The sequence below is a fragment of the Shewanella sp. Isolate11 genome (assembly GCF_022398315.1).
Taxonomy (GTDB): domain Bacteria; phylum Pseudomonadota; class Gammaproteobacteria; order Enterobacterales; family Shewanellaceae; genus Shewanella.
In genome coordinates this window covers 318,473-344,696 of record NZ_JAKEVF010000003.1, presented here as the reverse complement: position 1 = coordinate 344,696, position 26,224 = coordinate 318,473, and the positions used below count along the sequence as shown (strand labels likewise).

28 protein-coding genes are annotated in these 26,224 nt (G+C 44.6%); 16 read left to right on the top strand and 12 right to left on the bottom strand.

The features are described from left to right. Nucleotides 1-55 precede the first annotated feature (55 nt). Both ispE and lolB read right to left on the bottom strand, forming a co-directional pair. Complete coding sequence (gene ispE, locus L1D21_RS10640; protein WP_239845223.1) at nt 56-910, bottom strand: 4-(cytidine 5'-diphospho)-2-C-methyl-D-erythritol kinase; 855 nt, start codon at nt 908-910, stop codon at nt 56-58. 7 nt (nt 911-917) lie between these two features. Further along, a complete protein-coding gene (gene lolB / locus L1D21_RS10635; RefSeq protein ID WP_239845222.1) occupies nt 918-1,553 on the bottom strand; it encodes a lipoprotein insertase outer membrane protein LolB in 636 nt (211 codons plus the stop codon). A 273-nt stretch (nt 1,554-1,826) separates the two neighbouring features. Between lolB and hemA the strand changes: the two genes are divergently transcribed. The 9 genes from hemA (at nt 1,827) to L1D21_RS10590 (ending at nt 11,109) form a co-directional block, all read left to right on the top strand. Continuing rightward, nucleotides 1,827-3,077, top strand: a complete 1,251-nt coding sequence (gene hemA / locus L1D21_RS10630; protein ID WP_239845221.1) for a glutamyl-tRNA reductase — start codon at nt 1,827-1,829, stop codon at nt 3,075-3,077. Nucleotides 3,078-3,090: 13 nt separating this feature from the next. Next, entirely contained in the window at nt 3,091-4,176 is a 1,086-nt protein-coding gene (gene prfA, locus L1D21_RS10625) for a peptide chain release factor 1 (RefSeq protein WP_239845220.1), read from the top strand. Nucleotides 4,177-4,185: 9 nt separating this feature from the next. After that, a complete protein-coding gene (gene prmC / locus L1D21_RS10620) occupies nt 4,186-5,028 on the top strand; it encodes a peptide chain release factor N(5)-glutamine methyltransferase (protein ID WP_239845219.1) in 843 nt (280 codons plus the stop codon). Nucleotides 5,029-5,413: 385 nt separating this feature from the next. Beyond that, nucleotides 5,414-5,656, top strand: coding sequence for a hypothetical protein (locus L1D21_RS10615; RefSeq protein ID WP_239845218.1), 243 nt, complete (start codon nt 5,414-5,416; stop codon nt 5,654-5,656). A 172-nt stretch (nt 5,657-5,828) separates the two neighbouring features. Beyond that, nucleotides 5,829-6,215 (top strand): SirB2 family protein, encoded by a 387-nt coding sequence (locus L1D21_RS10610; RefSeq protein WP_239845217.1) that lies wholly within the window; start codon nt 5,829-5,831, stop codon nt 6,213-6,215. Next, on the top strand, nt 6,215-7,003 hold the full coding sequence (locus tag L1D21_RS10605; protein WP_239845216.1) for a tetratricopeptide repeat protein: 789 nt from the start codon (nt 6,215-6,217) through the stop codon (nt 7,001-7,003). The genes L1D21_RS10610 and L1D21_RS10605 overlap by 1 nt, the downstream gene beginning before the upstream one ends. Before the next feature lie 165 nt (nt 7,004-7,168). Further along, the gene (locus L1D21_RS10600; protein ID WP_239845215.1) at nt 7,169-8,419 is read left to right on the top strand and encodes a DUF819 family protein; all 1,251 of its coding nucleotides are present in this window, start codon (nt 7,169-7,171) and stop codon (nt 8,417-8,419) included. Between the two features lie 128 nt (nt 8,420-8,547). Then, a complete protein-coding gene (gene kdsA, locus L1D21_RS10595) occupies nt 8,548-9,396 on the top strand; it encodes a 3-deoxy-8-phosphooctulonate synthase (protein ID WP_239845214.1) in 849 nt (282 codons plus the stop codon). A 174-nt stretch (nt 9,397-9,570) separates the two neighbouring features. Then, on the top strand, nt 9,571-11,109 hold the full coding sequence (locus L1D21_RS10590) for an AbgT family transporter (RefSeq protein WP_239845213.1): 1,539 nt from the start codon (nt 9,571-9,573) through the stop codon (nt 11,107-11,109). Between the two features lie 62 nt (nt 11,110-11,171). Here L1D21_RS10590 and L1D21_RS10585 read toward each other — a convergent pair whose 3' ends face one another. Then, nucleotides 11,172-11,531 carry a DUF413 domain-containing protein gene (locus L1D21_RS10585; protein ID WP_239845212.1) on the bottom strand — a complete coding sequence of 120 codons (360 nt, stop codon included), beginning with the start codon at nt 11,529-11,531 and terminating at the stop codon, nt 11,172-11,174. A 153-nt stretch (nt 11,532-11,684) separates the two neighbouring features. Between L1D21_RS10585 and L1D21_RS10580 the strand changes: the two genes are divergently transcribed. Next, a complete protein-coding gene (locus tag L1D21_RS10580) occupies nt 11,685-12,563 on the top strand; it encodes a LysR family transcriptional regulator (protein WP_239845211.1) in 879 nt (292 codons plus the stop codon). 3 nt (nt 12,564-12,566) lie between these two features. Here L1D21_RS10580 and L1D21_RS10575 read toward each other — a convergent pair whose 3' ends face one another. The 4 genes from L1D21_RS10575 to L1D21_RS10560 form a co-directional block, all read right to left on the bottom strand. Continuing rightward, a complete protein-coding gene (locus L1D21_RS10575; protein WP_239845210.1) occupies nt 12,567-12,668 on the bottom strand; it encodes a methionine/alanine import family NSS transporter small subunit in 102 nt (33 codons plus the stop codon). Then, on the bottom strand, nt 12,668-14,164 hold the full coding sequence (locus L1D21_RS10570) for a sodium-dependent transporter (RefSeq protein WP_239845209.1): 1,497 nt from the start codon (nt 14,162-14,164) through the stop codon (nt 12,668-12,670). The genes L1D21_RS10575 and L1D21_RS10570 overlap by 1 nt, the downstream gene beginning before the upstream one ends. A 108-nt stretch (nt 14,165-14,272) precedes the next feature. Then, nucleotides 14,273-15,196: a 2-dehydropantoate 2-reductase gene (locus tag L1D21_RS10565; RefSeq protein ID WP_239845208.1), complete on the bottom strand. Its 924-nt coding sequence runs from the start codon at nt 15,194-15,196 to the stop codon at nt 14,273-14,275. Between the two features lie 5 nt (nt 15,197-15,201). Further along, the gene (locus tag L1D21_RS10560) at nt 15,202-15,573 is read right to left on the bottom strand and encodes a VanZ family protein (RefSeq protein WP_239845207.1); all 372 of its coding nucleotides are present in this window, start codon (nt 15,571-15,573) and stop codon (nt 15,202-15,204) included. A gap of 194 nt (nt 15,574-15,767) precedes the next feature. On the opposite strand from L1D21_RS10560, the gene L1D21_RS10555 reads away from it, so the two are divergent. Further along, nucleotides 15,768-16,253, top strand: a complete 486-nt coding sequence (locus L1D21_RS10555; protein ID WP_239845206.1) for a YajQ family cyclic di-GMP-binding protein — start codon at nt 15,768-15,770, stop codon at nt 16,251-16,253. A 145-nt stretch (nt 16,254-16,398) separates the two neighbouring features. Here L1D21_RS10555 and L1D21_RS10550 read toward each other — a convergent pair whose 3' ends face one another. The 4 genes from L1D21_RS10550 to L1D21_RS10535 form a co-directional block, all read right to left on the bottom strand. Continuing rightward, the gene (locus L1D21_RS10550; RefSeq protein ID WP_239845205.1) at nt 16,399-17,829 is read right to left on the bottom strand and encodes an MFS transporter; all 1,431 of its coding nucleotides are present in this window, start codon (nt 17,827-17,829) and stop codon (nt 16,399-16,401) included. Nucleotides 17,830-18,252: 423 nt separating this feature from the next. Beyond that, nucleotides 18,253-18,594 carry a hypothetical protein gene (locus tag L1D21_RS10545; protein ID WP_239845204.1) on the bottom strand — a complete coding sequence of 114 codons (342 nt, stop codon included), beginning with the start codon at nt 18,592-18,594 and terminating at the stop codon, nt 18,253-18,255. Between the two features lie 192 nt (nt 18,595-18,786). Then, nucleotides 18,787-19,371 carry a peptidylprolyl isomerase gene (locus tag L1D21_RS10540; protein ID WP_239845203.1) on the bottom strand — a complete coding sequence of 195 codons (585 nt, stop codon included), beginning with the start codon at nt 19,369-19,371 and terminating at the stop codon, nt 18,787-18,789. 42 nt (nt 19,372-19,413) lie between these two features. After that, a complete protein-coding gene (locus L1D21_RS10535) occupies nt 19,414-19,980 on the bottom strand; it encodes a YajG family lipoprotein (RefSeq protein WP_239845202.1) in 567 nt (188 codons plus the stop codon). A 231-nt stretch (nt 19,981-20,211) separates the two neighbouring features. Between L1D21_RS10535 and L1D21_RS10530 the strand changes: the two genes are divergently transcribed. Both L1D21_RS10530 and L1D21_RS10525 read left to right on the top strand, forming a co-directional pair. Then, complete coding sequence (locus L1D21_RS10530) at nt 20,212-21,258, top strand: DUF2804 domain-containing protein (RefSeq protein ID WP_239845201.1); 1,047 nt, start codon at nt 20,212-20,214, stop codon at nt 21,256-21,258. A gap of 99 nt (nt 21,259-21,357) precedes the next feature. Beyond that, on the top strand, nt 21,358-22,266 hold the full coding sequence (locus L1D21_RS10525; RefSeq protein WP_239845200.1) for a sterol desaturase family protein: 909 nt from the start codon (nt 21,358-21,360) through the stop codon (nt 22,264-22,266). A 16-nt stretch (nt 22,267-22,282) separates the two neighbouring features. Here the strand turns inward: L1D21_RS10525 and L1D21_RS10520 are convergent, their stop codons facing one another. Beyond that, nucleotides 22,283-23,431, bottom strand: coding sequence for a methyltransferase (locus tag L1D21_RS10520; protein WP_239845199.1), 1,149 nt, complete (start codon nt 23,429-23,431; stop codon nt 22,283-22,285). Nucleotides 23,432-23,693: 262 nt separating this feature from the next. Here L1D21_RS10520 and L1D21_RS10515 point away from each other — a divergent pair, with 262 nt between their 5' ends. The 3 genes from L1D21_RS10515 (at nt 23,694) to luxS (ending at nt 25,681) form a co-directional block, all read left to right on the top strand. Continuing rightward, nucleotides 23,694-24,251, top strand: coding sequence for an alpha-ketoglutarate-dependent dioxygenase AlkB (locus tag L1D21_RS10515; protein ID WP_239845298.1), 558 nt, complete (start codon nt 23,694-23,696; stop codon nt 24,249-24,251). A gap of 403 nt (nt 24,252-24,654) precedes the next feature. After that, the gene (locus L1D21_RS10510) at nt 24,655-24,954 is read left to right on the top strand and encodes a BolA/IbaG family iron-sulfur metabolism protein (protein WP_239845198.1); all 300 of its coding nucleotides are present in this window, start codon (nt 24,655-24,657) and stop codon (nt 24,952-24,954) included. 217 nt (nt 24,955-25,171) lie between these two features. After that, entirely contained in the window at nt 25,172-25,681 is a 510-nt protein-coding gene (luxS, locus tag L1D21_RS10505; RefSeq protein ID WP_239845197.1) for an S-ribosylhomocysteine lyase, read from the top strand. Nucleotides 25,682-26,224 lie beyond the last annotated feature (543 nt).

Here is a 26,224-nt window from a genome sequence, read left to right as displayed (position 1 = left end):
CTCAGGCGTATGGTTCATTTAATGAACGAGATAAATAGGCTTATCCCGAATGGTTTTAACACTGCGCTAAGCGCAACATTAATGGTGATTTATTTGTCCCTTTGGCGATGAAACCACTCATGCTTGCGGGTAACTGCGCAAAGGCAGTTTCGGCCTGCTGGCGGCTATCAAAGGTACCGAAAACACATGCTCCTGTACCTGTCATCCGAGACGGCGCATATTCTATCAGCCACGCCAATGCTTTGGCAACTTGGGGGTGAAGTTCACTGACCAGTTGCTCACAATCATTATGCCATTTATTGTGCATTAAATCGGCTAATTTTAGTTTAGGGGTATTACGCGGAAGTTGGGGATGTTGAAACACTTCGCCAGTCGATACATGCACATCGGGTGTAATGACAAGATACCAAGGTTCATCAAGCTCGACACTTAATAATTTTTCTCCAACACCTTCGGCAAATGCGGCTAAACCATTAATAAATACAGGAACATCGGCACCGAGTTGCAAGCCAATATCGGCTAGTTGTTGTTGGCTTAAACCCGTAGCCCATAACTGATTTAAGGCGACTAAAGTGGTTGCTGCATCGGATGATCCCCCACCGATCCCGCCTCCCATGGGCAGAATTTTATCGAGCCAGATCTCTGCGCCCAGTTGAGTACCTGTTTGTTGTTGGAGTAATTTTGCGGCTCTGAGAATTAAGTTATCGCTATTTGCGACAACGTTACTCATTGTGGAATGTAATGTGAGTTCGCCAGTTTCATTGATGGCAAAATCAAGCTGATCGCCATAGTCGATAAATTGGAACAGGGTTTGTAATTCATGGTAACCATCGGCGCGTCTGCCATTGATATGCAGAAACAGGTTGAGTTTTGCCGGTGCTGGCCAGGCTTTCGAGATGGAGTTATTCATTCTTTTTTCAGTTACTCGATTGATTATCAAGGTTTTCAGTAAGAGCTTGCCACTGATTTATTTGGATTTTGAGTCGGATATTTTCTCGACTTAGCTCAAGTAATTGTGGCAATTCGGCACCACTTTGCTGCTGCCAACGTTTAAAACTGACTTGCCATGGCTGCTGACCCGTTGTTGACTGAATCAGCTGCGGTCGAGTTTGCTCGTCGGTGCTGATCACTTTGTCTGTGTCGGCGACTTGACCTGTTATCCATAAAGGCAGACTTTCGATGGGGATTGACCAGCCGGTTAAGCGTTTTAATAGTCGTTCGGCGTCTTTGTCCCGATAGGTTTTATCCTCGATGGTCAGGCTGGCACCGCTGCTGTTATTACTCAGTGACATGACCGTTGTGCCTAGCATGGTCGTGAGGCGCAGCTCATCTTGTTTATCAGTATGCAACCAATATAAGTTAGTGCTAAATTTGTCCTGTGGCGTTCTGACAGCGAGTTTACCTTGCATCTCCCAAGCTTTGGTTTGAGATACATGAGTTACTTCAATGGGCACAAGATTAAGATCGGGTTTACTACTACAGCCGCCAAGGATAAATAGCGTGAGTATCAATAAGCTAAGAGTGATTTTTGTGAGGTAGTTCAAATTATTCATCTATTGCTGAAATAACTAGCTCATATCATACGAGGGCTAAATCTAAATACCAATGCTATTTGGTAAATTTCCTGCCAGCCTTGGCCTGAAAGGGGTCGCGAGCAATATGTTACTCCAACTTGTTAAGGTTTAATTCATCAAGGTTTAATTGGAAAAATAAGTAAGAATCAAGATTATTATTCGGTTTTGTTAAGCGTATTCTGTTTTTAGCTGGCTCAATTCAGTAGAATGAGTGCCAATAACTGTAATGCCATAGAGACCCCAAAGAGTCAGATGAGCCTTGTAGCAATCGGTATTAACCATAAAACAGCCACCGTAGACCTACGTGAAAAAGTAGCGTTTGCGCCTGATAAAATTCATGATGCGATGAAGAGCTTAGCCAGTTGTACTCAAACTGGTGAAGCGGTGATCGTTTCTACCTGTAACCGTACCGAACTTTACTGTAATACCGGTGAAGAAGCGGCGGTGATTAAGTGGTTAGAAGAGTATCACCAACTCAGTCATGAAGACGTCGAGCCCTGCCTGTATCAATATCAAGGACAGCAAGTGGTACAACACTTGATGCGGGTTTCGTCGGGTCTTGACTCCTTGATCTTAGGTGAACCGCAAATTTTAGGTCAGGTAAAACAGTCATTTATGAAGGCTAAAGAAGCTGGAACTGTGGCTGTGACTATGGATCGCTTGTTCCAAAATACCTTCTCTGTAGCCAAAAAGGTGCGTACCGAAACAGAAATCGGTGCCGCTGCTGTGTCTGTTGCATTTGCTGCGGTCAGTATGGCTAAACATATTTTCTCGGCGCTGAGCAGCACCAAAGTGTTGTTGATTGGTGCGGGTGAGACCATTGAGTTGGTGGCAAGACATTTAAAAGATAATGGTGTGGCGTCGATGATCGTCGCCAACCGCACCGTTTCTCGCGCAGAAGCCATGTGTGAAGAGTTCGGTGCAACAGCAATTACGCTCGAACAGATACCAGAGTATCTCCCTAAAGCCGATATCGTGATATCCTCTACCGCCAGCCCATTACCTATACTCGGTAAAGGCATGGTAGAAAAAGCGCTGAAACAGCGTCGTCATCAACCTATGTTATTGGTTGATATAGCCGTTCCAAGGGATATTGAAGCTGAAGTCGGGGATCTCGATGATGCCTTCCTCTATACGGTTGACGATCTGCAAAGCATTATTGAACAGAATATGGCCTCAAGACGAGAGGCTGCCGAGCAAGCTGAAGTAATTGTTGAAGAGGAATCTCATCATTTCATGGAGTGGGTCCGCTCGTTAGAGTCAGTGGACAGTATCCGTGAATATCGTACTGGCAGTATGGCGATAAAAGATGAAGAAGTTGAGCGTGCGATCAATAAATTAGCCCAAGGTGGTGACACTGAAAAAGTCATCCTTGAACTGGCTAATCGATTAACCAATAAATTGATCCACGCGCCTACACAGGCATTAACCGCAGCAAGTCGCCGCGGTGATTTAAACAGCCTAGGACAATTACGCACAGCGCTTGGATTAGATAAAGACTAAGGTTAGCGTTGGAATGAAGGACAGTGTGATTCGCAAGCTCGAAGGCTTGCTTGAGCGTAATGAAGAAGTATTGGCGCTATTGAGTGATGCCGGCGTGATTGCCGACCAAGAGCGCTTTCGCGCTCTGTCCAAAGAGTATTCTCAACTCGAAGATGTGGTAAAAACTTTCAAAGCCTTTCAGCAGGCTGAAGCCGATCTTGAGTCGGCGCAAGAGATGCTAGCCGAAGACGATCCTGAGCTAAAAGAGATGGCACAGGAAGAGATAAAAGTGGCTAAAGAAGCGCTTGAAACCCTCGAAGCTGAATTGCAAATCCTACTATTACCTAAAGACCCCAAAGATGATAACAACGCCTTCGTTGAAATTCGTGCCGGTGCCGGTGGCGATGAAGCAGCGATCTTTGCGGGTGATCTTTACCGTATGTATAGTCGTTACTGTGAGGCGAATCGCTGGCAAATCGAATTGATGAATGCCAACGAAGGCGAGCATGGTGGCTTTAAAGAGATCATCATCAAAGTTAACGGTGATGGCGTTTACGGTAAGCTTAAATTTGAATCTGGCGGGCATCGTGTACAGCGTGTACCTGAGACCGAATCTCAAGGTCGCGTGCATACTTCAGCTTGTACCGTCGTGGTCATGCCTGAAATCCCAGAAGCTGAAGCGATTCAAATTAACCCTGCCGACTTAAAAGTCGATACTTTCCGCGCCTCAGGGGCGGGTGGTCAGCACGTTAACAAAACCGATTCAGCTATTCGTATTACCCATATCCCTTCAGGTATTGTGGTCGAGTGTCAGGATCAACGTTCGCAACATAAAAACCGTGCCCAAGCTATGAGCGTGTTGTCTGCGCGTATTCAGGCGGTTGAAGATGAAAAACGTCGCAGTGAAGAGGAATCGACTCGCCGTAATCTAGTTGCTAGTGGTGATCGTTCTGAACGTATTCGTACCTATAACTTCCCTCAGGGACGCGTGAGTGAACACCGTATCAACCTGACGTTATATCGCTTGAACGAAGTGATGGAAGGGGATCTCGATACGATCATCGGCCCATTGATGCAAGAAAACCAAGCCGATATGCTGGCCGCCCTAGGCGAAGATTAAGGAATTCTGTTGCTTAAAACCTTAGCTGAAGCCCTCGAGTGGGCTTCATCTCAATTTGTTGAGATCTCAGATACTGCTAAGCTCGATGCCGAAGTGATCTTACTGCACGTTATCCATAAACCGCGTAGTTATCTGTACACTTGGCCCGAAGAGCGTTTGACCGCTGATCAAGTCAATGACTTTAAAAAGATGGTGGCGCAGCGTGCCATAGGTACGCCTATCGCGCATATCGTCGGTGAGCGTGAGTTCTGGTCGCTGTCTTTTATGGTCAATCCCACCACGTTAATTCCGCGTCCCGATACTGAAATTTTGGTTGAAACTGCGCTGAATTTGCCTCTGGCGACCAATGCTAAAGTACTCGACTTAGGTACCGGAACGGGCGCCATTGCTTTGTCATTGGCGTTTGAGCGAAGCACCTGGAAAGTGACTGCGGTAGATAAGGTTATTGAAGCCGTTGCATTGGCTAAAGCTAATCGTGATAACTTGAAATTGTCTCAAGTCGAAGTGCTGCAAAGTGACTGGTTTGATGCCATTGAGCAGTATGACTTTAATTTGATAGTTTCAAACCCACCCTATATCGATGAAGATGATGAGCATTTATCGCAAGGAGATGTCAGATTCGAGCCGCAAAGTGCATTAACGGCTGGCGAACAAGGTTATGCCGACCTGTTTCATATCGCCAGTGCGGCACGTGATTATTTGGCGCCGGGTGGATATCTGCTGCTGGAGCATGGTTTTGAGCAGGCATTGACCGTCCGCAAGAAGATGATTGAACTGGGTTATGAGTCAGTGGCAACCGTTAGAGATTTTGGCAGTAATGATCGCTGCACCTTGGGACGTTGGCCCCGTTAGAGCAGTTTTCAAGGTTTGCCCTTGTTGATTTGAAAACGCCATTAGGATCACCTGATGGCGTTTTTTTATGGTGGCGGTTTATATCAATCGCAGTAATTATCTGATAATTCTTGCTAGTTAAAATCGCCGATAACCGTGTTGTTAATGTTGTTATTAGAATACTTAGTTACTGCAATTTACGCCTTATTCTCGACAATTTTTCCTGCGCCCTTTTCTGTTACAAACGGGCTGCTCACTAATTTACTTTGATAGGTATGATTTCGATAGTCGATTGGCATCAAATTGAAATTAGCTACCTTGGAAGGATTTGTTATCAAAATCAAAATCGGCTAGCTTGAGAGCAATCTAATCGTTGTCGATATTTTACTGAACAGGAATAAAGAGTATGAGAATGATAGGGATGTTATTGGCGCTGCTGATCATAGGCATGTTGATTTATAAACAGCTGGGTCAGGGTACTCAGCTGAGCCAACAGGCTGCGGAGATCAATGAGGCATCGACAGGTAATGTGCCCAAAGTACCGGTTAATCCCAATGAGATTGAGCAGTTTGATAAAGATATGAATCAGTTCATGAAAGAGGAAGCCGAAAAACGGGAAAAGGCACTTAAAGAGGCGCAAGAGCAGTAATGGGGTATTGCCGTTGCAGCAAGAAACCGCGCTGTTTTGGCTATTCTAGTACTGGCAAAATCGGCATCATAAGCCAGTGTGATTAACGCCCTCTATCGATAATCAATCTTATTGGTGATAGTGGGGCTAATCGGGTACACTAGCGCCTTTGTGAGCAACTGAAGAAACTAAAATGGACAGTTTATATCCCGCTATAAAACATATTCACATGACGTTTATTGCCCTTAGTGTACTGTTTTTCATTGTGCGCTTTGCCCTGCACCTAAAGCAGTCTCCTATCATGGACAAGAAGATTGTTAAGGTTGCACCTCATATCATAGATACTTTATTGCTGTTATCGGGTTTAACCCTTTGTTTCATCATTAAACAGTATCCATTCCAAGATGCCTGGTTAACTGAGAAGATCGGTGCCGTTGTGGCTTATATTTTCCTCGCGACAATCGCTCTAAAAGCGAATCGTCCAAAGCTGTTTAAAGTCTTTGCTGCATTAGGCGCGTTAGCGTGGATTGTTTATGCGGGTAAGATCGCAATGGTGAAACAAGCGATAATAATGGGTTAATGACACAAATGATCCTTAATGATGAACTCTCGTTGCCTGAGAGTGCGTTTGACATTACCGAGCATTTAGGTTTTTCCAATAAGAAGAGTGCCAATTGGGCATGGCTTGAACTGGCCGGTTCAGTTTTAAGCCATTACCATGTCGATCGTCACGACAGGCTTAATGCCTTACTGAAATGGTTTTATCATGATCTTGGTTTTTGCGCCCGTGATAACTATTTCAGTGTTGAGGCGGCGGATTTAGCCAAGTGCGTGACGTCACGGCAAGGCAACAGCACTACATTAGCGACGCTATTGATGTTACTGGCAAAGCAGCTGGATCTGGTATTAGAGCCGTTGTTATTGCCTGGAACCACAGTGCTATGTTGCAATATCGACAAGCAAGTGACCTATATTGACTGCCTAACAGGTAACCCGCTTAGCAAGCATCAGCTGCATGTCATCGTGCGTGGTGAGCTGGGAAATAGTGCGCCACTTAAGCCCCGCTATCTTAAAGGTGCCAGCGTGAAACGTTTGTTGTCGCGTATGATCCACGAGCTTAAAGCGGGCGCGATATTGGCTCATGAATTTGAACGTGCGATGGAGTGCTGTAATTTGTTATTGCAGTGGCATAGTGACGATTTGAACCTCAATCGTGAACGAGCTTTTATTGCACAGCAACTGGGTTGTATCAGTGTGGCTGCTGCCGACTTAAAACATTTTGTCGATAATAGCCCTCATGATCCAGTGACTGAGTTAGTTAAATTGCAACTCAAAGAGCTTAATGATGAACGCGAGGTTTATCATTAAGCCGACTTTCGCTCTTGGCTTTAGTCCTAGTTAAATAGCTAGACTGATAGCTTGGGTTGTGAAAGCTGCTTGAGGAGAGCTGTCTAAGACGGCTTATCCAATAAAGTTAAAACTAAAATTCATAAACAATAATAATCATAACTATCAGATTAATGGGGAGATAACATGAGCGGTACCGCACTTGTCACCAATGACGCGACAGGTTTAGGCCTATTAGCGGCAATATTGGGGTTCGTCTTTTACACCAATAGCAGTAGTCATCCGTTTTGGGTCAAGTTCTACCGTTTCATTCCTGCGTTATTACTGTGTTATTTCCTTCCTTCGCTGTTGAACTCTTTTGGAATTCTCGATGGTGATACCTCACAACTTTACTATGTGGCATCGCGTTACTTATTACCCGCGTGTCTTGTGTTATTGATTTTAAGTGTCGACCTTAAAGCCATTCTTGGATTGGGCCCCAAGGCGATCGTGATGTTCTTAACCGGTACTGTAGGCATTGTGATTGGTGGCCCTATTGCACTACTGATCATCGCGACTATCAATCCAGATGTGTTAGGTGTAACCGGTCCAGATGCAGTATGGCGCGGCATGACAACCCTCGCGGGGAGCTGGATTGGCGGCGGTGCAAACCAGGCGGCAATGAAAGAGATCTATGAAGCAGGCGGTAATATCTTCTCGATTATGGTGACGGTCGATGTGATTGTGGCCAATATCTGGATGGCAGTGTTACTGTTTATGGCGTCAAAAGCTAAAGAGATCGATGCTAAAACCGGTGCCGATACTCGTGCGATTGAAACCTTAAAACAGAAAGTAGAAAAATACCACGCCGAGAATTCGCGCATTCCTAGCTTACGTGACTTGATGATGATCGTTGCTGTGGGCTTCGGTATTACGGGTTTAGCACATGTATTTGCCGACTTCTTAGGACCTTTTTTCGAAGCCAATTATCCTTGGACCCGTGATTACAGCTTAACTTCTAAGTTCTTCTGGTTGATTGTGACTGTGACCACTATTGGTCTTGCAATGTCATTTAGTCCTGTGCGTCATCTTGAAGCGGCGGGTGCATCTAAAGTGGCATCGGCTTTCTTATACATCTTAGTGGCGACCATTGGTCTACATATGGATGTGTTTAAATTATTTGATGCCGACAATTTGTGGTATTTCGCCATCGGCATTATTTGGATGGTGGTTCATGCCAGCTTTATGCTGTTGGTGGCTAAGATCATTAAAGCGCCGCTGTTTTACATGGCGGTGGGCAGTCAGGCTAATGTGGGCGGGGCCGCTTCAGCTCCAGTCGTTGCCGCTGCGTTCCATCCAGCGCTAGCACCTGTAGGTGTGTTACTTGCAGTGTTAGGCTATGCTGTAGGCACTTATATGGCATGGTTATGCGGTCAGATTTTGCAGGTGGTGGGATAATGTTCACTTAGGTTGTGTGTGTTGAGTGTACTGTATTTTGAGTAGGCACAGCCTAGTTTAGATGACGAAGAAATTGCTAAGGGCTAAGGCGTTAAAGCATGGCCTTACACTTTTAAGAGAGATAAGCGATGAGTAATAAAACCATAACGTTAGGCAATATTGAGATAGCGAACGATAAGCCGTTTGTATTATTTGGTGGTATGAATGTGCTTGAGTCTCGCGATTTGGCCATGCAGATCGCAGAGACCTATGCCGAGGTGACTCAAAAGCTGGGTATTCCTTATGTGTTTAAGGCTTCATTTGATAAGGCTAACCGTTCATCGGTGAACTCTTATCGTGGTCCAGGAATGGAAGAAGGTTTAAAGATCTTCCAAGAGATCAAATCGACCTTTAACTTACCTTTGATCACCGATGTGCATGAACCATATCAGTGTCAGCCTGTTGCCGATGTAGTGGATATTATTCAGTTACCTGCGTTCTTAGCGCGTCAGACGGATCTCGTGGTAGCGATGGCCAAAACGGGCGCCATCATTAATGTGAAAAAGCCACAATTCTTAGCGCCTCATGAAATGCGTCATATCATTACTAAGTTTAACGAAGCGGGTAATGATGAGATCATCCTTTGTGAGCGAGGTTCAAGCTTTGGTTATAACAACCTCGTCGTCGATATGCTTGGCATGGATGAGATGAAGCAATCGGGTTATCCGGTGATTTTCGATGCGACTCATGCACTGCAGCGTCCTGGTGGTCGTACCGATAGCGCTGGTGGACGCCGTGCCCAAGCAACCGAGCTTGCTCGTAGTGGTATGGCGCTGGGTCTTGCAGGTTTGTTTATCGAAGCACATCCAAACCCAGATCAAGCTAAGTGCGATGGCCCTTGTGCCTTACCACTGCACCAGTTAGAAAACTATCTGGTTCAGATGAAAGCTATTGATGATTTGGTGAAATCTTTCGAGCCTATCGACACCAGCAAATAGTTTGCGTTTTATCTCACAAATCCTTAAAGCCTCGCCTATACAGCGGGGCTTTTTTTAAGGCTCGTTTTTATGGCAACTTAAGGTTCATTACAGCCAAGGTCTGTATTGTGAAGCTATATTAGAGTGATGTTAGCCATTGGCTAGACAGGATAAAAGCAAGCAAAGGATGGGATGATGAACATTGAAAATAAGGCGCCGGGGTTACTTGGACGTGCCCTTGATGGCATTGAGCGTGTGGGGAATAAATTGCCAGATCCGGCGATGTTATTTCTTATTTTGCTGTTTAGTGTGTGGGGCTTGTCGGCATTGTTATCTGGAATGAGCTTCGAGGCTATTGACCCACGCACTAATTCGCCCATCGTGGTCGCTAACTTATTAAGCGCGGAAGCGTTAACCCATTTTCTCACTAGCATGGTGACCACCTTTACTGCTTTTGCTCCTTTAGGTGTAGTTTTAGTGGCGATGTTAGGTGTCGGGGTTGCAGAGCATTCGGGTTATATCAATACTGCGCTGAAACAGATGCTGAAAGTGACACCAGCGAAACTACTGACTCCAGCGGTAGTGCTGGTCGGTATTATTTCTCATACCGCTACTGATGCCGGATACGTGGTGGTGATCCCATTGGCTGGAGTGATCTTTTTCACCGTTGAACGCCATCCATTAGCGGGGATTGCCGCGGCGTTCGCCGGGGTATCAGGTGGGTTCTGTGCTAACTTTATTCCATCGGGTATCGATCCTTTACTGCAAAGCTTTACTCAATCAGCGGCACAAATTGTCGATCCAGATATTCAAGTTAACCCACTCAACAACTGGTTCTTTGCGGCTTCTTCTTGTATTCCCATTACCTTACTTATCTGGTATTTGACCGACAAAGTGTTGGAGCCGAGACTCAATCGAAGCCATAAGGTTAATCGGGATCAAGTCGATATCCCTTCGATGGACGAGTCGACACCTCAAGAGCTTAAGGCGTTTCGAATAGCCAGCTTGGTCATGTTGGTGGCGATTGTGGGTTTCTTTTCATTAACCTTGTCAGAGACATCAACCTTACGCGATGAACATGGCTCGCTTACCAGCTTTGGCGCACCTTTGATGCAATCGATTGTGCCGTTGATTTTTATCTTCTTCATGTTACCGGGTTTAGTCTATGGTTATTTAACTAAGACATTTACCAACTCCACGGATGTGGTACAGGCGATGTCTAAGTCGATGACGGGCATGGCGCACTATATTGTGATGGCATTTTTCTGTGCGCAATTTGTGGCTGCATTTTCGGCTTCAAATCTCGGTGCCTTAATTGCCGTTGAAGGTGCCGGAGCGCTGAAAGCGATGAACCTTTCGGCGGAGATCACCATCATAGGTATGATAATCTTAGTGGGCTTTGTGAACCTGTTTGTGGGGTCATCGTCGGCTAAATGGGCGCTAATTGGTCCAGTACTGGTACCAATGCTAATGCAATTAAATATTAGTCCTGACTTGTCTCAGGCGGCTTACCGTGTCGGTGACTCGAGTTCAAATATCATTACCCCCTTGATGCCTTATTTTCCATTAGTGGTGGTTTATTGCCAACGTTATGTCAAAGGCATAGGGATAGGTACGCTGATCTCCATGATGTTACCGTTCAGTTTAGCGCTATTGTCTATCTGGAGTGTATGGCTGCTGCTCTATTGGTCTATCGGCTTGCCGTTAGGTTTAGGCGCGAGCTACACCTACTAAGCCTATTCAATCTCAAACATGAGCGACAAAAAAGCCTCCATTTCGGAGGCTTTCTTTATTATTTAAGCAACTTCATCTTCAGGGTGGTGTTCAACAAAGTCAAACTGTTCGCCACGCTTGTTTGAAGTGCTATTTAGGGTGTGGAACTTTTTGGGCTCGCGAGTGAGCTTAGTGTATTTTATCCACACATGTTCAAGCTTAGTATTGGCTTTATTGGGGTGCTTTAATACCTTAATAAAATGTTTCTCTTCTGCGGTTTCAGGATCGAGTATTCCGGCCTCGAAGGCTAGCATGGTATCGCCATAAAGGCTTAACAGCTCGGCCTCAGATAAGGTAAATTCACCTGATTTGCTGAACCCTCTTGGAAAGTTTTTGTCATCAAAAAAACGCTTCTGACCAAAACGGAATGATTCTTCTGACATAACAACCTCTAACTGTGTTTTTCTACGCTGTAACACCACTGATATTTGATCGCGAAATTATGATTTTTATCGTTAAAAGAGAAGCAAAACTTTTTTATCGTCACCATCATAATTAGTTGTTATTCTCAGCTTGGAAATAACAGAGAGCGAACGATGGACGTAAAAGTATTTAAAACCTTCTTGGAGGTTGCGCAAACACGCCACTTTGGCCGTGCTGCCGAAAATTTATATATTACCCAGGCGGCGGTGAGTGCACGTATTAAGCAGTTAGAGTCTTTTTTTGATTCCTCTCTATTTATTCGTGACCGCAACAGCATCAAGCTCACCACCTCTGGCGAGCGGCTTGTGGCTTATGCTGAAGTGATGGTGAATACTCTAGAGCAGGCAAAAAATGAGTTGGCGCTAGCGAATAACAAGGCGTTACAGCTCACTATGGCGGGAACACCTAATATCTGGGATGCTTATTTGCAACACTGTTTAAGCCGAGTGACAGAGGCGTTTGGTGGCTATGGTTTTCTGGCCGAAGCTCTAAGCCGCGAGCAATTAAATCGTCAACTTATCGAGCGCACCTTGGATATGGCTTTCGGTTTCGACCCGCTGAAATCGGATGAGTTAGAGTGTAAACAGGTGGCGGATTTAGTCTTGGTATTGGTGTCGACTCAGCCCACTGGCCAAGAGCAGGCGTTATCGCAGCAGTATGTTTATGTGGATTGGGGTACTCGATTTGCTTCTGAACATGCCGAGCGTCATTACCGTATTCCGCCGCCATATCTGCGAACCTCGACAGGACGTATTGCACTAGATTTCATTTTAGAAAAAAGTGGCTCGGCTTACCTGCCTCTATCTATTGTCGAGCCATTTTTAGCCGCTAAGCAGCTGTATTTAGTCGATGATGTTGAGCCTTGGAATCGACCTATCTATCTTTCATACCGCAAAGACAGTAGTTCACTTGAGGCGATAACCAAGATCCAAGCGCTGGTGAAAGATATCTATCCTCTGACCGCATATAGCTTGCAACAAGTCAGTAAGTAAGTTTTATTGACTTTGTTTCTTGAGGGCGATGGCGACGCAAATAGCGGCGCCGCCCCAAGTTATCGCAATAGCCAATAGCATCATTATTTGTGCACTAATAGACATTAAGAGTGTGCTCCATGGGTTGGGCGCTTACTGCCAAAATTGATTAGCAAGGCAAAAAATAGCATACAGGCAATCAATCCCCAGCCTAAAAACAGTTGGTCGGCAATAGGGTAGTCGCCATAGCCATTTACTACAGTGTTGTAGAGGTTTTTCACAAGGATGATAGCCAGTAAAATCGGGCTGATAAAACGCAGGCAGATAGTCACCCATTGACCTACGACAAACTCAGAGTATTGATTAGCGTGCTGCCTGATATCACTCACCTTAAGTAACCAAGTGACGATCAGTAATTCGATAAAGCAGCTCAGTAGCAGCGCAATATTGTTAATAAAGTAATCCACCAAATCCAAGAGCAGTAAGCCTCCATTGGTGGCAAATGCCATCGATACAAAATAGCCTATAATACAGACAATTAGCGCCGCGGTTTTACGAGGTAAGTTGAATTTGTCGATCACCGCGCTGATCACCGCTTCGAGGATGGAAATATGCGAACTAAGCCCAGCGATCACTAAGGCGAAAAAGAACACTGGCCCTAAAATATAGGGCGCGGGCATTAGGTTTATTGCAGTGGGTATAGTGACAAACGCCAGACCAATCCCTGAATTGACCACTTCGGTTAATGGCTTGACTTGTTCCTGCGCCATATATCCCAGCACGCCAAAGACTAAAATCCCCGCTAGAATGGAAAAACCACAGTTAAGCAGTACCGTCATAAAGGCGTTGTTATTAATGTCTGATTTTTCGGGTAGGTAGCTGGAATAGGCTAACATGATGGCAAAGCCGACACTTAAGGTGAAAAATATTTGTCCATAAGCCGCGGACCAAACTTTAAAATCCAGCAGGCGGCTAAAGTCTGGTTCAAACAGGTAATTGAGTCCGCTGAAGGCACCGGGTAACAGTAAGGTTCTACCAATTAATACCAACACCATGATAAACAGCAGCGGCATTAATATCTTATTGGCTCGTTCGATACCGCCCTTAACGCCAGTATAAACAGCTGCAAAACTCAGTAGCCAGGCAATAGTGATGCTCAAGGCGATAGCCCCTTGAAATTGACCTAAATTAGATGGTGAGTTATTGCCTAGCTTTAAGAATTCATCGAAGAAATAACTGTTGGGATTTGCCCCCCAGCTTTGAGTAAAAGACAAACCTAAATAAGAGATGGTCCAGCCAATAATCGCCACATAGTAAACTGCAATAATCGCGGCGATAAATACCTGAAACCAACCTAGCCACTCAAGCCTTAAGCCTAAATAAGCGCCCAGCTGTGAAAATACGCGCGGTGCTGTTTGCTTCATTTTGTGTCCTAGGCTGAACTCTAAGATCATAAATGGAATCCCCGCGGTGAGCATGGCAAACAGATAAGGAATGAAAAAAGCGCCGCCGCCATTTTCATAAGCCATATAAGGAAAGCGCCAGATATTACCTAAGCCGATAGCTGAGCCGACAGCAGCTAAGATAAATCCCACTCTGGAGTTCCATTGCTCTCGCTGCATCTGTCACCTCAAGCTCACTTTTCTACCGTGAGTTAAGTTTAGCCGCTAATGATTCATTGGGAGCTTAAAGAGGATAAATTTGTGCGTGATGAATAAGATAGAGAGATTTTAAACTTTTGATGAACTGGCGGACAACATGCACATTTTTTGATAAATCGCGCTGTTTTCTGGAGTCGCAATACCATGATGTGCACCGCGTTGAATCACATAACCTGTGATGGCATCGAGCTCGGTTTTACGCCCGTGAGCAATATCTTGATGCATCGAAGAGTAGTTATTTGCGGTTAGTTGAATAACATCAAATACTCGCTGAGTCAGTGCTTCCCTGTCCAAAGGGATATTTTCTTGCTCAGCTACCTTAAAAACTTCAGCCAGTAGCGACTCGATTAATGGCCGATGTTCAGCTTTAGCCAGTTCACCATTACGGCAATTAAACAGTGCTGTCAGTGGATTAATGGCGACATTAATCGCCAGTTTCTGCCACAACATGGGCAGAATAGGCTCACACCATTGGCTATTGGGGATTTGGCTTAGTAGTCGTTCTCTTATGGCTAACGGCATTTGTGGGCCGCAGTAATGCCCAAGCTGAGTGATACCTTCACCGGTTTGAAGCAGTTGCCAGGCTTGTTGGCGCAAGGCCCCTTGTGAAGTTGTACCTAAGCTTAATCCTCGCCCTTGAAGTAAGGGGATGAGTTCAAGGTGTGGTCCCAAGCCATTGTGCAGTAGCAATAAATGACATTGTGGGTTTAACCTATTGAATAATGGCGTGACCGCCTCGACAACTTGGTGGGCTTTAACGCAGATGATAAGTAGATCGAGTTTTGAGAGTAATGCTTCATCTTGCGCCGAGGCTAATCGTATCTGGCGCTGTAGGCTGTTGCCTGCGATATTGGTAAAACTTAACAAGCGTTTTTGGCTTTGACGGCCAAACAGATGAGGCGAGCTAGCATCTTGAGAAAGCTGATGAAAGATCAGCTGGCCGATGGCTCCTGCGCCAAGGATGGCAATTTGCTGAGGCTGTGCCGTTTGCATCAAGGTTACTCGTTTTTGAGACCGTCGATCGCGCTGGCCTTCGAATAACGTCGATAGAGCCAACGTGCGGCATAAAACAGTAACACACCGCCCATGTCGGCAATGAAGTCAGCGCCTTCGGCGCTGCGGTAGGGAAGGCGAGATTGTACTAATTCGATAAACAGTGCATAGCCAGCCATGAAAATCGTCAGTAAGTACCACTTAGGTTTAAAGGCTAAATAGGTCAGTAAAGAGAGTGAAAAGAAGCTGCCTAAGTGACCAATTTTATCCATATTTGGTACGACCTGAGGATAATTGGGACGTGAGAAAACCAAGTAACTGATAATGATTAATGCGATGAGCAGGGCGAGCTTAAATGCAGGATGTCTATAAATCACGGAGCACACATATTGAGTTGGTTTTCGTCATCATAGAAAAATGTCACTTCAAAGTCATTAATAATTCCTGACTATAAGGGCAGTTAGTTGTCAGCAAGCGCAATTTATAATGCGAGAACCCTAAGTTTGTTTGCTACCTATTCGTCCTAGCAGGTAAACTTACGCCATGATTAATCGATAACAGGGGGATAACCATGCCTTCAATGGACATAGTGTCTGAAGTGAACGAAGTTGAGCTGCGTAACGCGGTAGATAATGCTCGTCGTGAACTCGATGGTCGCTTCGATTTTCGTGGTGTAGAAACGGAAATCAGCTATAAAAATAACCAAGTGACTTTAGCGTCTGAGTCTGACTTCCAATGTCAGCAGCTGGTGGACATACTGCGTAATCAACTGAGTAAGCGTAATGTTGACCCAGCGTCGATGGAAGTGGCTGAAAAAGCAATTCACAGTGGCAAGACTTTTTCTTTGAATGTGAACTTTAAGCAAGGCATAGACAGCTTAATTGCTAAGAAACTGGTGAAGCTGATCAAAGAGAGCAAGCTTAAAGTGCAGGCAGCGATTCAGGGGGATTCCGTTCGAGTTACGGGGAAGAAGCGCGATGACTTACAAGCGGTCATGGCGATAGCAAGAGAGTCTGATTTAGGTCAGCCGTTTCAGTTTAATAACTTCAGAGACTGATGCGCTAGGCGTCCTATTTAACAATCACTCTTAGCACTAACTCTAAGCACTAATTTTTAACTCTAACTTTTAGTCATCATGTTTTGCTAGTGTCTAATTAAAAAGCCGGTGAAGCCATTTTATAGGCTTAACCGGCTTTTTATGTTTACTCATTACTGCTGATTTTTCTGGCGGATTCGCGGTCAGATTGTGGTGCATCATTGCGAATATCATGGCTGGGGTGTGGTGCGTATTTTTGCACTAGCAGAATTAAACCTAAAACAGGGAAACCAATCACACTGGCGGCGACAAAGAAGTTCACGTAACCAAAGGCATCGATGTAGGCACCAGAGAATCCTGCCACAAATTTAGGAAACAGCAACATGATGGAGGAAAGTAGTGCATATTGGGTAGCGCTATAGCCGTTACTGGTGAGGCTAGATAAATAGGCGATAAAGGCTGCGGTGGCAACACCGGCACTGAAGTTGTCAATTGAGATCACCGCCGTTAATAGCGGCACGTTATAGCCGACCATTGCCTGATAGGCGAATAGCAAGTTAGTAACGGCGACTAAAAAGGCACCTAGGAATAAGATTTTCATCGTGCCGAAGCGCGCCAATAATATCCCGCCGGCACCAGCACCCACCAAGGTCATAATTAAGCCGTAAACCTTACTGATTGCCGCAATTTCTGCCTTAGCAAACCCCATATCCACATAGAATACATTTGCCATGATCCCCATGACGATATCTGAGATGCGATAACAGGAGATCAGCAATAAGATTAAAATCGCGCTGCGGCCATAACGTTTAAAGAAATCGATAAAGGGCAATATGCTGGCGGTATAGAGCCAAGACAACATGGAGGCGATAAATTGGGGGTATTTCTGTGCTAATTGCTGTTTTAGCTCGGCTTCTTTTTTATCGGCTTCGATGCTGTCAATTTGCGGTTCACGGCTCATCAGCGTGGTAATGATACCGACTGACATTAATCCCGCCATTATGAGGTAAGCAGTTTGCCACGAGGCTAGGTTATACACTTCACTGTCAGGATCGAACCAAGCTGCAATGCTTAAAGCGCCGGCTGTGGCGACAATCATGGCGCTGCGATAACCCACTTGATATGCCGCAGCAAGTGCTGCCTGCATTTTTTCTGGTGCGGAGTCGATACGAAAGGCATCGATAACAATATCTTGAGTTGCAGAGGCGAAGGCCACCATTAAGGCAAATAGTGCTAGGCGTTCGAGATCATTAACCGGGTCGCTCTGGCTCATACCGAGAATGGCAAGCACTAGGGTGAGCTGGGCAAACAGCATCCAGCCTCGTCGTCGTCCAAGAAGCTTGGTAAAGATAGGCAGTGACATGCGATCAACTAGAGGAGACCAAGCCCATTTAAAACCATAGGCTAAGGCTATCCAGCTGAAATAGCCGATGGCGGTACGATCAATTCCCGCTTCACGCAGCCAAAATGACAAGGTTGAGAAGACTAACATCAGTGGTAAACCCGCCGAGAAGCCAAGCAGTAACAGGCTTAACACCCGTTTGTGACAATAAATGGAAAGGGCTTCTTTAAAACGAAACTGGCTAGAAGAGGTCACAGATAAACAACAGTTTTATGATAATAATGGCCTTAGCTTAAACCTTAGGGAATGAAATAAAAAGGCTTAGTCGGTTAAGTCGGCTTCATCTTTATGGCTTTGTCTTGTTTTAGGCGTGAACTCCAGCTTACGTATTAGTTTAAGTTTAAAAATGGCGTGGATTGCTGATTAATACCAATCGCAGTAATTATCTGATCGTTCTTGCTCGTTAAAATAGCCGATAACCGTGTTGTAAATTTTGTAATTATAATAACTGGTTACTGCAATTATTGCCTTGTTCTCGACAATTTTTCCTACGCCCTTTTCTGTTACAAACGGGCTGATCACTAATTTACTTTGATTGGTATAAGGCAGTGGGAGCCAGTCATAGTGTGCTCAAAATAAAAAAACTCAGTCATTAAGACTGAGTTTTTAGTGGTTTTGTTAGCAAAGGCTACTAGGCCGTTGACCAATACACCCTGAAGGACAGGGGCCGTTCAGGCTTAAAAATTCACAACAATCGATTATTTGCTTACGCAGAAATTGATTGCCACGAATTGTCCAATCGGGCCACTTGTCAAAGGCGTGTAGCAGATGCCAAAACACTTTTTCAATATCACTGATATCACTTTGCGCGTCGCCTTGATGAGTGAACTGTTGCCACTCTTCTAAGGTGTCCCATAAGTAAAGCTGGATCTCATTGAACTCGAGCTGATCGTTCAAGAATGCTTTTCCATAGAGAGCCAACTGGGGCGCTTTATTATCGATGAACTCGTTGGGTGTCATCGTTCGCCTCCTCGTTATTTACTTCACAAGTATAGACAGCCATGGTGAGCCAGATTGTCTAAGTTTCAAAAATGTCATTTCTGAGTTTTGTTGCAATCTTATGAAACTGCCAATAATCATTTTTGAAATTGTGATGAGACTAAAATTTAGCCCCAAAGTTGTGCTCTAAACACGGTAATATTTCGGCTTTGATTATTCTCTAGGTAACAGGGTTGCCTTGATCAGTATGATGTCCTTAACCGGAAAATCGGGCCAGTTAAGCTGAGTATTTAAGTGGGTTTCCACCATCGCCATTTTTTCTAATACATCCATGCCTTCAACGACATCACCAAAAACCGCATAGCCCCAGCGACGTTTGGAGGGGTCTAAACGTTTGTTGTCGGCGACATTGAAATAAAACTGCGCCGTAGCCGAATGTGGATTTTCGTCTCGGGCCATTGCTATGGTGCCAAGACCGTTACTTAGGCCATTACCTGATTCGTTAACGATAGGTTTATCGAGCGGCTTCTCTTCCAGCTTAGGATTCAGTCCGCCACCTTGCACCACAAAGTCAGGGATGATGCGATGAAACAGGGTGTTGTCATAGTGGCCTTTAACCACATAGGTGAGAAAGTTATCGACGGTGATCGGCGCGCGTTTACGATCAAGCTCAACCACAATATTTCCCATGGTGGTTTCTAATTTAACCTTGGGGTAGATGGTATTTTCTTGAATATCGATGGCATGAGCCAGACTACTCATGGATACCAATAATAATGCACATATCCAACGCTTCATTTTGTCTCCTTATTATTTTTATGAAATCATTACTTTATGACATCACTCTTGGATGAATTGGTTGAGTTCAGGATCGTTAATAATCTTGCTGGTCAGGTCATTAAGCAGGTTATTCATTGCCAGTTCTAGGGTGGCAAAGTCGGAATTAAATGGCCCTGAAACCTGGTTATGACCTGTATATCGCTTAGTAAAGGTTCTGACTTTATTGCTTGCTATCACATTGATAATAATTTCATTTTTAGCTTCGTAGCTCAGCGCGGCATCTTTTACGTCGGTTAGCAATTTCTCTAGTTGAATTTGAATATGTTGTGGTGAACTCGGGTCAATCACATAACCGGCTTTAGTAAAGCCTTGTCTGAATACTTGGTCAAGCTGCTGGCGTGGTGCTTCCGATGGGCTAACCAGTTTGGCTGCATCGCTACCTTGGTCGAAACGGGCGACAAAATTAGCTGGACGAGTATCGATCATTTCAATCGCAATCGGCGTTGCTTGTGCTGCCAGAGTCGTGATTGCTGGTGTTTGAGGATTAAGTGCCATGTGGGTTGGTGTCTGTGTCGCACAACCGCAAAGAACAACAGCACTGATAAGCAATGGAATAATAGGTTTCATCTAAAATAGTGGTTTGCTTTCAAAAGGTAGCATCAGCATACCAGAATCCTATTGGGATGCCACTCTAGTGAGGTTTAGAGCATACATAGTCGCTGCCTATTTTTGTGAAGTATCATAAAGCTTTACAGCTAATGTTGAATAGTAAATAGACCGCGACTTTAAACTTATCGATTAACCCGTTAGAGTAAATTTCATTCAAATATTTAATTTTCCGAGGCTGTCGAGTTAATCATGGTGATGCAAACTGTCTCAAAAACACTGCTAACGCAGGTGGCGCCAGAGTCGCTGATTTTGCCCTCGGGCCAGGTGCAATTTGGCCATTTTGACGGCCCAGTACAGACCCTAGGGCTAGCGCATTTTCAATATCAAACCGTGATGGACAAGCCTGCAGGAAGCTTGGCGCGCCATTTCGACTTTAAGCAGTTTCAATTTATATCAATAGTGACACCACGTTTTGTGGTAGGCCTGGCCATTGCCGATATTCGTTATCTGGGTAGCGGCTTTTGTTATCTGTTCGATATCAAAGCCAATCGTTTAATTGAGACCAGTTGGTTAAGGCCTTTGGGGTTAGGTTATCAGTTATCGGCGTCGCCTTTTTCAGGGCGAGCCAAGATTGGTACTCGAAGTAACCGTATCGAATTTAATCTGCTCGAAGGTGTATGGCAGCTTGAAATAAAAACGGCACAAATTACTGCTTCCCTTGAGTTGGTGCCGATGCCTTTGAGCCTGCCAATGGCCATGTGTAATCCCACCGGATACAACGGCTGGACCTATACCCAAAAGCATAATGGCCTCAAGCCCAAGGGAACACTAACGATTAATCATGAGCCGCAGCCGTTGAATCAGGCGTTAGCGGGTTATGATTTTTCTGCAGGTTATATGCGCCGAGAAACCAGTTGGCGCTGGGGGAGTATTAACAGTTTTATTGGCGACAAGGTGCTGGGGCTTAATTTAGCCGCTGGAGTGAATGAAACTGGCTGTAATGAAAATGTGCTTTGGATCGATGGCGCTAGGCATCTGTTAGGCCCGGTGCAGTTTGAGTTTTCTCGCCGCGAAGGAGCTAATGCCAGTTGGCGAATTTATTCGCAAGATGGCCGAGTTGAGCTGGACTTTCATCCGCGAAATTGTCGTAAGGAGCAACGGAATTTGTGGTTACTTAAAAGTAACTTTAAGCAATATCTTGGCTATTTTGATGGGGTATTGGTCGATAATGATGGCGTGAGTCATCAACTGCACCAAGTGCTGGGTTTATGTGAAGATCATTTCGCTCGTTGGTAAAAGTGAATGTGTAAGCTCAAAACTGATTATGTTCTGGGTGACAGCGATTAGCAGCATTGGTTTTTATCATTATTTTTTTACGACGCCAGGAAGCTTAAAATGGATTTTAATGGGCTGATCTCTCATCCTGAGATCTTGCTATTAGTATTAGCGCCACTCTTTTTTGTGTGCATTTTATTGGAATGGTATTTGGGTAATAAAAGTGCCACAACGCCTAAGAGTGCCAAATATCACCTGCCAGAGGTATTGTGCAATTTTAGTCTGGCCGGCCTGCATCAGGCTGCCGATATTTTAGCTGGGCTGTTAGTGGCCAAACTGTACCTGTGGGTGTTTGGCTGGCGACTATTTGATATTGAAATGAATCTGTGGAGTTTCTTGGGGCTGATTTTAGCTCAAGATTTCTGTTACTACTGGTTCCACCGCGCGAGTCACAGGGTGCGCTGGATGTGGGCGGCTCATGTGGTTCACCACAGTTCGGAAAACATGAATTTCAGCACTGCATTTCGTCAGAGTCTGATGTATCCATTGGCGGGAATGTGGCTGTTCTGGCTGCCGCTGGTGATTATAGGTTTCGATCCTAACTGGGTGGTGTTTGTTGTGCTACTCAATTTAGGGCTGCAGTTTTTTGTTCATACTCAGGCGATTGGCCGGTTAGGACCTTTGGAGTGGATTTTTAATACACCTTCGCATCATAGAGTCCATCATGGACGTAACCCACAATATATCGATAAAAACTACGCTGGCGTGTTAATCATCTGGGATCGCTTATTTGGTAGTTTCGTCGAAGAGCTGCAAACCGTGGACTATGGCATCACCAAGCCGGTGAACAGTTTTAATCCGCTGGTGGTGATCTTCAGTGAGTGGCGTGATATGTGGCGTGATGTCTTGGCAAAAGAATTAAGTTTTAAGCATCCTATGGCTATCTTGTTTGCGCCGCCTCAAACACAACAAACTTCAAGTAAACAAGTGAAAACCCGTGTGGCTAATACGGACTCGAACGTACAATGAGTCCGTATTATCGCATTTACTTTTTGGATTGCAGGATCACAAACTTACCATTGGCCGCTACTGTGGTGCAGTTTTTAAAGATACGTTTGAGTTTTACATGGTAGGCCAGATGGCGGTTACCAACCACATGTAAAACCCCGCCTGATTTGAGTTTTCTGTAGGCGTCTAAAAACATCTGCCAAGCAATATGGTCGGTGATGGCTTCGCCTTGATGAAAAGGGGGATTACACAGGATCAAACCTGGCTCGACATCCTCGCCTAAATGGGTCAGGCAATCATCCCAGTGGAAACTGGCTTGCTCCCCCGTTATTTGAGGGTTATCGAGTTGGTTTGCATGCCAGTTGCTTCGCGCCGACGCGATGGCCATTTCCGAGTCATCGACAAAGTGGATATGTGCATTAGGGTAAAGTTGTTTTGCTCTCAGTCCTAATACGCCATTACCACAGCCGAGATCGATAACGGTATTGAAATTTCCTTCCGGCATCTGCTCCAGCATAAATCGGGCACCGATATCCAGCTTGTTCGCGGCAAACACATTGCTTAGGTTGTTGATGGATAAAGAGTACTGAGGAATAGTCCAAGTGGTTTCGCTGGCGAGCGGGCGAGCTTTACCGTCGGCAATACACGTGATCACTCGGGTCTTTTTCCAAGTTAGGCTGGCGTTTGCTTGACCTAAATGCTGCTCAATAAGCGCCAGTAAAGCTTTATTGATCGACTTGGCTTTAGCCCCAATATACACAGGCGTACCTTTGGTCAGCACTTGCGATAATCTATCGAGCTGGTGGGCAAAATAGTTGAGGTTTTTAGGCAGCTTCATTAATACCAGTTCGATACCTTGTGGTAAAAGTGCTCTGCTGTGATGCCACTCAATATTGGGGTTGTTTAGCTGGTTACGCTCAAGGTTTTGCTGAGCGCCGAGCTGGCTGGTTTTAGCATCGGTTTCAATTATGATTGGCCACTGACTATTGATATGTGATAGCGCAGACGTCAGCGTGCCAAAGCTATCGTTAATGACTGCCGTAGTCACTGCTGTTTGCTCATTTTCTGTCATCTGCTTGAGCAGATGTTCGTCGGCGGCATCCCAAGCCTGCAAGTTAGCCTCTTGTTTGGGAGGGTAGCGCAAAAGTTCAAGTTCGATATCGGCGACGGAAAATTGAGTGGTCATTGCTGGTTACTAGGTTGAAATCTGACTGGCGATTATCGCAGATTTAGCCCATAAGGTATAGTAAGTAGAGGTTGGTGTTAGGCTGATAGTATTAGGTATTAGCCCCCGTTTTTTGTGGCGATTTTAGAGAGTAAGCGTTAGGAGAGTAGCCGCCGTGCAGCAATCATTTTTAGATTTCGATGAGGCACAAGAGCTTGAGGCGAAAGCAGCTGATACTCAAGAACCTGAGGCTCAAACAGGGCTTGACGAAAAGCGTGCGCCAATCACCTTAGTTAAAGGCTATTTATCTGATGAACAACAACAGGCACTGATCCAAGAGGCGAGGCAATATCCATTTTGTCGTCCGAGCATCGAAGTCTATGGTAAGTCGCATGCGATCCCCAGAAGCCAAGTGTGGTTTGCCGACAAGGGCTGTGATTATCTTTATTCGGGCTTATTAATCCAAGCCTTGTCTTGGCCTAAATATGCTCATCGTTTACGAGAAAAACTCAATCGAGATTGGGGCTTATTAACTAATGGTGTATTGGTTAATCGCTATGAAGATGGCCAACAATCGATGGGCTGGCACAGTGATGATGAGCCAGAAATCACGCCAGGCTCAGATATTGCTTCGGTCACATTAGGGGCGAGTCGGCCGTTTTTTCTGCGTCATAAACAGACGCAAGAGAAAGTGGAAATCATCTTGGAAAGTGGTGATTTATTAATTATGCATTGGCCGATGCAACAGCAATGGCAACATTCATTGCCAAAACGTATGGCGATTAAAGAAATGCGATTAAATTTAACCTTTAGACAGTTGATACCAGGCTATCATCAATAACTTTAGAGTTTTAAAGCGGTATTATACTAATCGCAGTAATTATCTGATCATGCTTGCTAGTTAAAATCGCCGATAACCGTGTTGTAAATTTTATTATTAGAATAACTAGTTACTGCAATTTACGCCTTGTTCTCGACAATTTTTCCTGCGTCCTTTTCTGTTACAAACGGGCTGTTCACTAATTTACTTTGATTGGTATTAGAATAAATTGCTGAGTTCGCGCTAGCGATATTTTTCTCATAAGCTTGCGATGAACATGCCAAAAATCGACATGAGTTTTGCTTTTGATCTTAATTGTAAGCGGGTTCAAAGCATAATACAGCAGAGGCTGGTGGAGAGTTGACCTTTTGATAGCATCAAAGTAACCTTCCGCCATATTTGTACTCATATAGAGACGAAACGTATGTCAGTAGAACAGAACATTTATGAAAAGCTAAATGCGGCGTTTTCTCCTGTGCATTTAGAAGTGATTAACGAAAGCGATAATCATCACGTGCCACCTAATTCGGAAACGCATTTTAAAGTGATTGTGGCGACTGAGGTATTTGAAGGTAAGCGTTTGCTTGCCAGACACCGAAGTGTCAATGAACTGTTAGCCGATGAATTAGCCAATGGCGTTCATGCCTTGTCTATGCATACTTTTACTCCATCTGAATGGCAAACAGAGAATGATGTACCTGTTTCGCCAAAGTGCCGCGGCTAATTAAAAGTCACCAATAGCTGTTAGTTTTTTATGGTGCGTTTTAGTTGTAAAACAAAACTAGCGTCAGTAGAGCGGTAACAGAAGTAGGTTTTATAATGGCCTTAGTGTTAGGGCTTTTTAAGATGATGTTGAAAGAGCTTAGCGTCATCAAGAGATTTTAGCTTTGTTGTAGTGTGGTTTATAGAGCCTCACTATGGCAAAACAGGGAGAGAGAGCAATGCCGTTATTAGATAGTTTTACTGTTGATCATACCCGTATGAATGCGCCAGCTGTGCGCGTTGCAAAAACGATGACAACACCAGGTGGTGATAAAATTACCGTTTTTGATTTACGCTTTTGCGTACCGAATCAAGATATTTTAAGTGAGCGCGGCATTCATACCCTTGAGCATCTTTTTGCCGGGTTTATGCGTGATCACCTAAACAGTGACACAGTGGAAATTATCGATATCTCACCTATGGGATGCCGTACCGGTTTCTACATGAGCCTGATTGGTACACCAGATGAAGCGACCGTTGCTGAAAGTTGGTTAGCGGCTATGGAAGATGTGCTTAAAGTAGAGCAACAATCTGAGATCCCAGAGCTAAATGAGTATCAATGTGGTACTTATGAAATGCACTCGTTAGATCAAGCCAAAGCCATTGCACGCAATATCATTGCAGCTGGCGTTAATGTGAATAAAAATGATGACCTGAAATTAAGTGATGAGATCCTTAAAGGGTTATAAACACTTAGTTTTGTCATTGAATAAAGCAGCCAACTAGGCTGCTTTTTTATTGCGAGGTTTTGGCTTAATGGCTTTGATTCTATATTGTGGCTCAACAAAAAGGCTGAACAAGCTTATTCATGAAGTAGAGCTAATATTACTTGTTAGTAAATGAGTGTTCACCCCAGTATTGTATAATTTTACCGCGATCAAATTTGGCCATTCATTGGCGTGATTGATCAGCCTAAAACCTAGACTTGAGTTGGGATAAAGCTAGATAACCCTGCTAGGACAAGGGGCTAAATTAATTCGCTTTTAGCTAATTCACAAAAAATCGTTGAATTGTGAATGATCTCCCATTGCCAAAATCACTTCCACATTTGAAAACACCTATATTTTCCATAGCGATAACGATTCATTTGCTGTAAAATGCGCCCGACCAGCGTGATTGCGATCGCATTTCTGTAATAAATCTGCGCTAGCTCAATGTGATAGCTTTTGTTTGAAAATCTATCGTATTTAGCAGGAACGCGACGCATTATCTTTCCTTCATAACGTAGTGCT

Excerpts from the sequence above, each read along its gene's own strand:
- ispE (WP_239845223.1), bottom strand. The coding sequence starts at position 910 with ATGAATAACTCCATCTCGAAAGCCTGGCCAGCACCGGCAAAACTCAAC.
- lolB (WP_239845222.1), bottom strand. The coding sequence starts at position 1,553 with ATGAATAATTTGAACTACCTCACAAAAATCACTCTTAGCTTATTGATA.
- hemA (WP_239845221.1), top strand. The coding sequence starts at position 1,827 with ATGAGCCTTGTAGCAATCGGTATTAACCATAAAACAGCCACCGTAGAC.
- prfA (WP_239845220.1), top strand. The coding sequence starts at position 3,091 with ATGAAGGACAGTGTGATTCGCAAGCTCGAAGGCTTGCTTGAGCGTAAT.
- L1D21_RS10615 (WP_239845218.1), top strand. The coding sequence starts at position 5,414 with ATGAGAATGATAGGGATGTTATTGGCGCTGCTGATCATAGGCATGTTG.
- L1D21_RS10610 (WP_239845217.1), top strand. The coding sequence starts at position 5,829 with ATGGACAGTTTATATCCCGCTATAAAACATATTCACATGACGTTTATT.
- L1D21_RS10605 (WP_239845216.1), top strand. The coding sequence starts at position 6,215 with ATGACACAAATGATCCTTAATGATGAACTCTCGTTGCCTGAGAGTGCG.
- L1D21_RS10600 (WP_239845215.1), top strand. The coding sequence starts at position 7,169 with ATGAGCGGTACCGCACTTGTCACCAATGACGCGACAGGTTTAGGCCTA.
- kdsA (WP_239845214.1), top strand. The coding sequence starts at position 8,548 with ATGAGTAATAAAACCATAACGTTAGGCAATATTGAGATAGCGAACGAT.
- L1D21_RS10590 (WP_239845213.1), top strand. The coding sequence starts at position 9,571 with ATGAACATTGAAAATAAGGCGCCGGGGTTACTTGGACGTGCCCTTGAT.
- L1D21_RS10585 (WP_239845212.1), bottom strand. The coding sequence starts at position 11,531 with ATGTCAGAAGAATCATTCCGTTTTGGTCAGAAGCGTTTTTTTGATGAC.
- L1D21_RS10580 (WP_239845211.1), top strand. The coding sequence starts at position 11,685 with ATGGACGTAAAAGTATTTAAAACCTTCTTGGAGGTTGCGCAAACACGC.
- L1D21_RS10575 (WP_239845210.1), bottom strand. The coding sequence starts at position 12,668 with ATGTCTATTAGTGCACAAATAATGATGCTATTGGCTATTGCGATAACT.
- L1D21_RS10570 (WP_239845209.1), bottom strand. The coding sequence starts at position 14,164 with ATGCAGCGAGAGCAATGGAACTCCAGAGTGGGATTTATCTTAGCTGCT.
- L1D21_RS10565 (WP_239845208.1), bottom strand. The coding sequence starts at position 15,196 with ATGCAAACGGCACAGCCTCAGCAAATTGCCATCCTTGGCGCAGGAGCC.
- L1D21_RS10555 (WP_239845206.1), top strand. The coding sequence starts at position 15,768 with ATGCCTTCAATGGACATAGTGTCTGAAGTGAACGAAGTTGAGCTGCGT.
- L1D21_RS10545 (WP_239845204.1), bottom strand. The coding sequence starts at position 18,594 with ATGACACCCAACGAGTTCATCGATAATAAAGCGCCCCAGTTGGCTCTC.
- L1D21_RS10540 (WP_239845203.1), bottom strand. The coding sequence starts at position 19,371 with ATGAAGCGTTGGATATGTGCATTATTATTGGTATCCATGAGTAGTCTG.
- L1D21_RS10535 (WP_239845202.1), bottom strand. The coding sequence starts at position 19,980 with ATGAAACCTATTATTCCATTGCTTATCAGTGCTGTTGTTCTTTGCGGT.
- L1D21_RS10530 (WP_239845201.1), top strand. The coding sequence starts at position 20,212 with ATGGTGATGCAAACTGTCTCAAAAACACTGCTAACGCAGGTGGCGCCA.
- L1D21_RS10525 (WP_239845200.1), top strand. The coding sequence starts at position 21,358 with ATGGATTTTAATGGGCTGATCTCTCATCCTGAGATCTTGCTATTAGTA.
- L1D21_RS10520 (WP_239845199.1), bottom strand. The coding sequence starts at position 23,431 with ATGACCACTCAATTTTCCGTCGCCGATATCGAACTTGAACTTTTGCGC.
- L1D21_RS10510 (WP_239845198.1), top strand. The coding sequence starts at position 24,655 with ATGTCAGTAGAACAGAACATTTATGAAAAGCTAAATGCGGCGTTTTCT.
- luxS (WP_239845197.1), top strand. The coding sequence starts at position 25,172 with ATGCCGTTATTAGATAGTTTTACTGTTGATCATACCCGTATGAATGCG.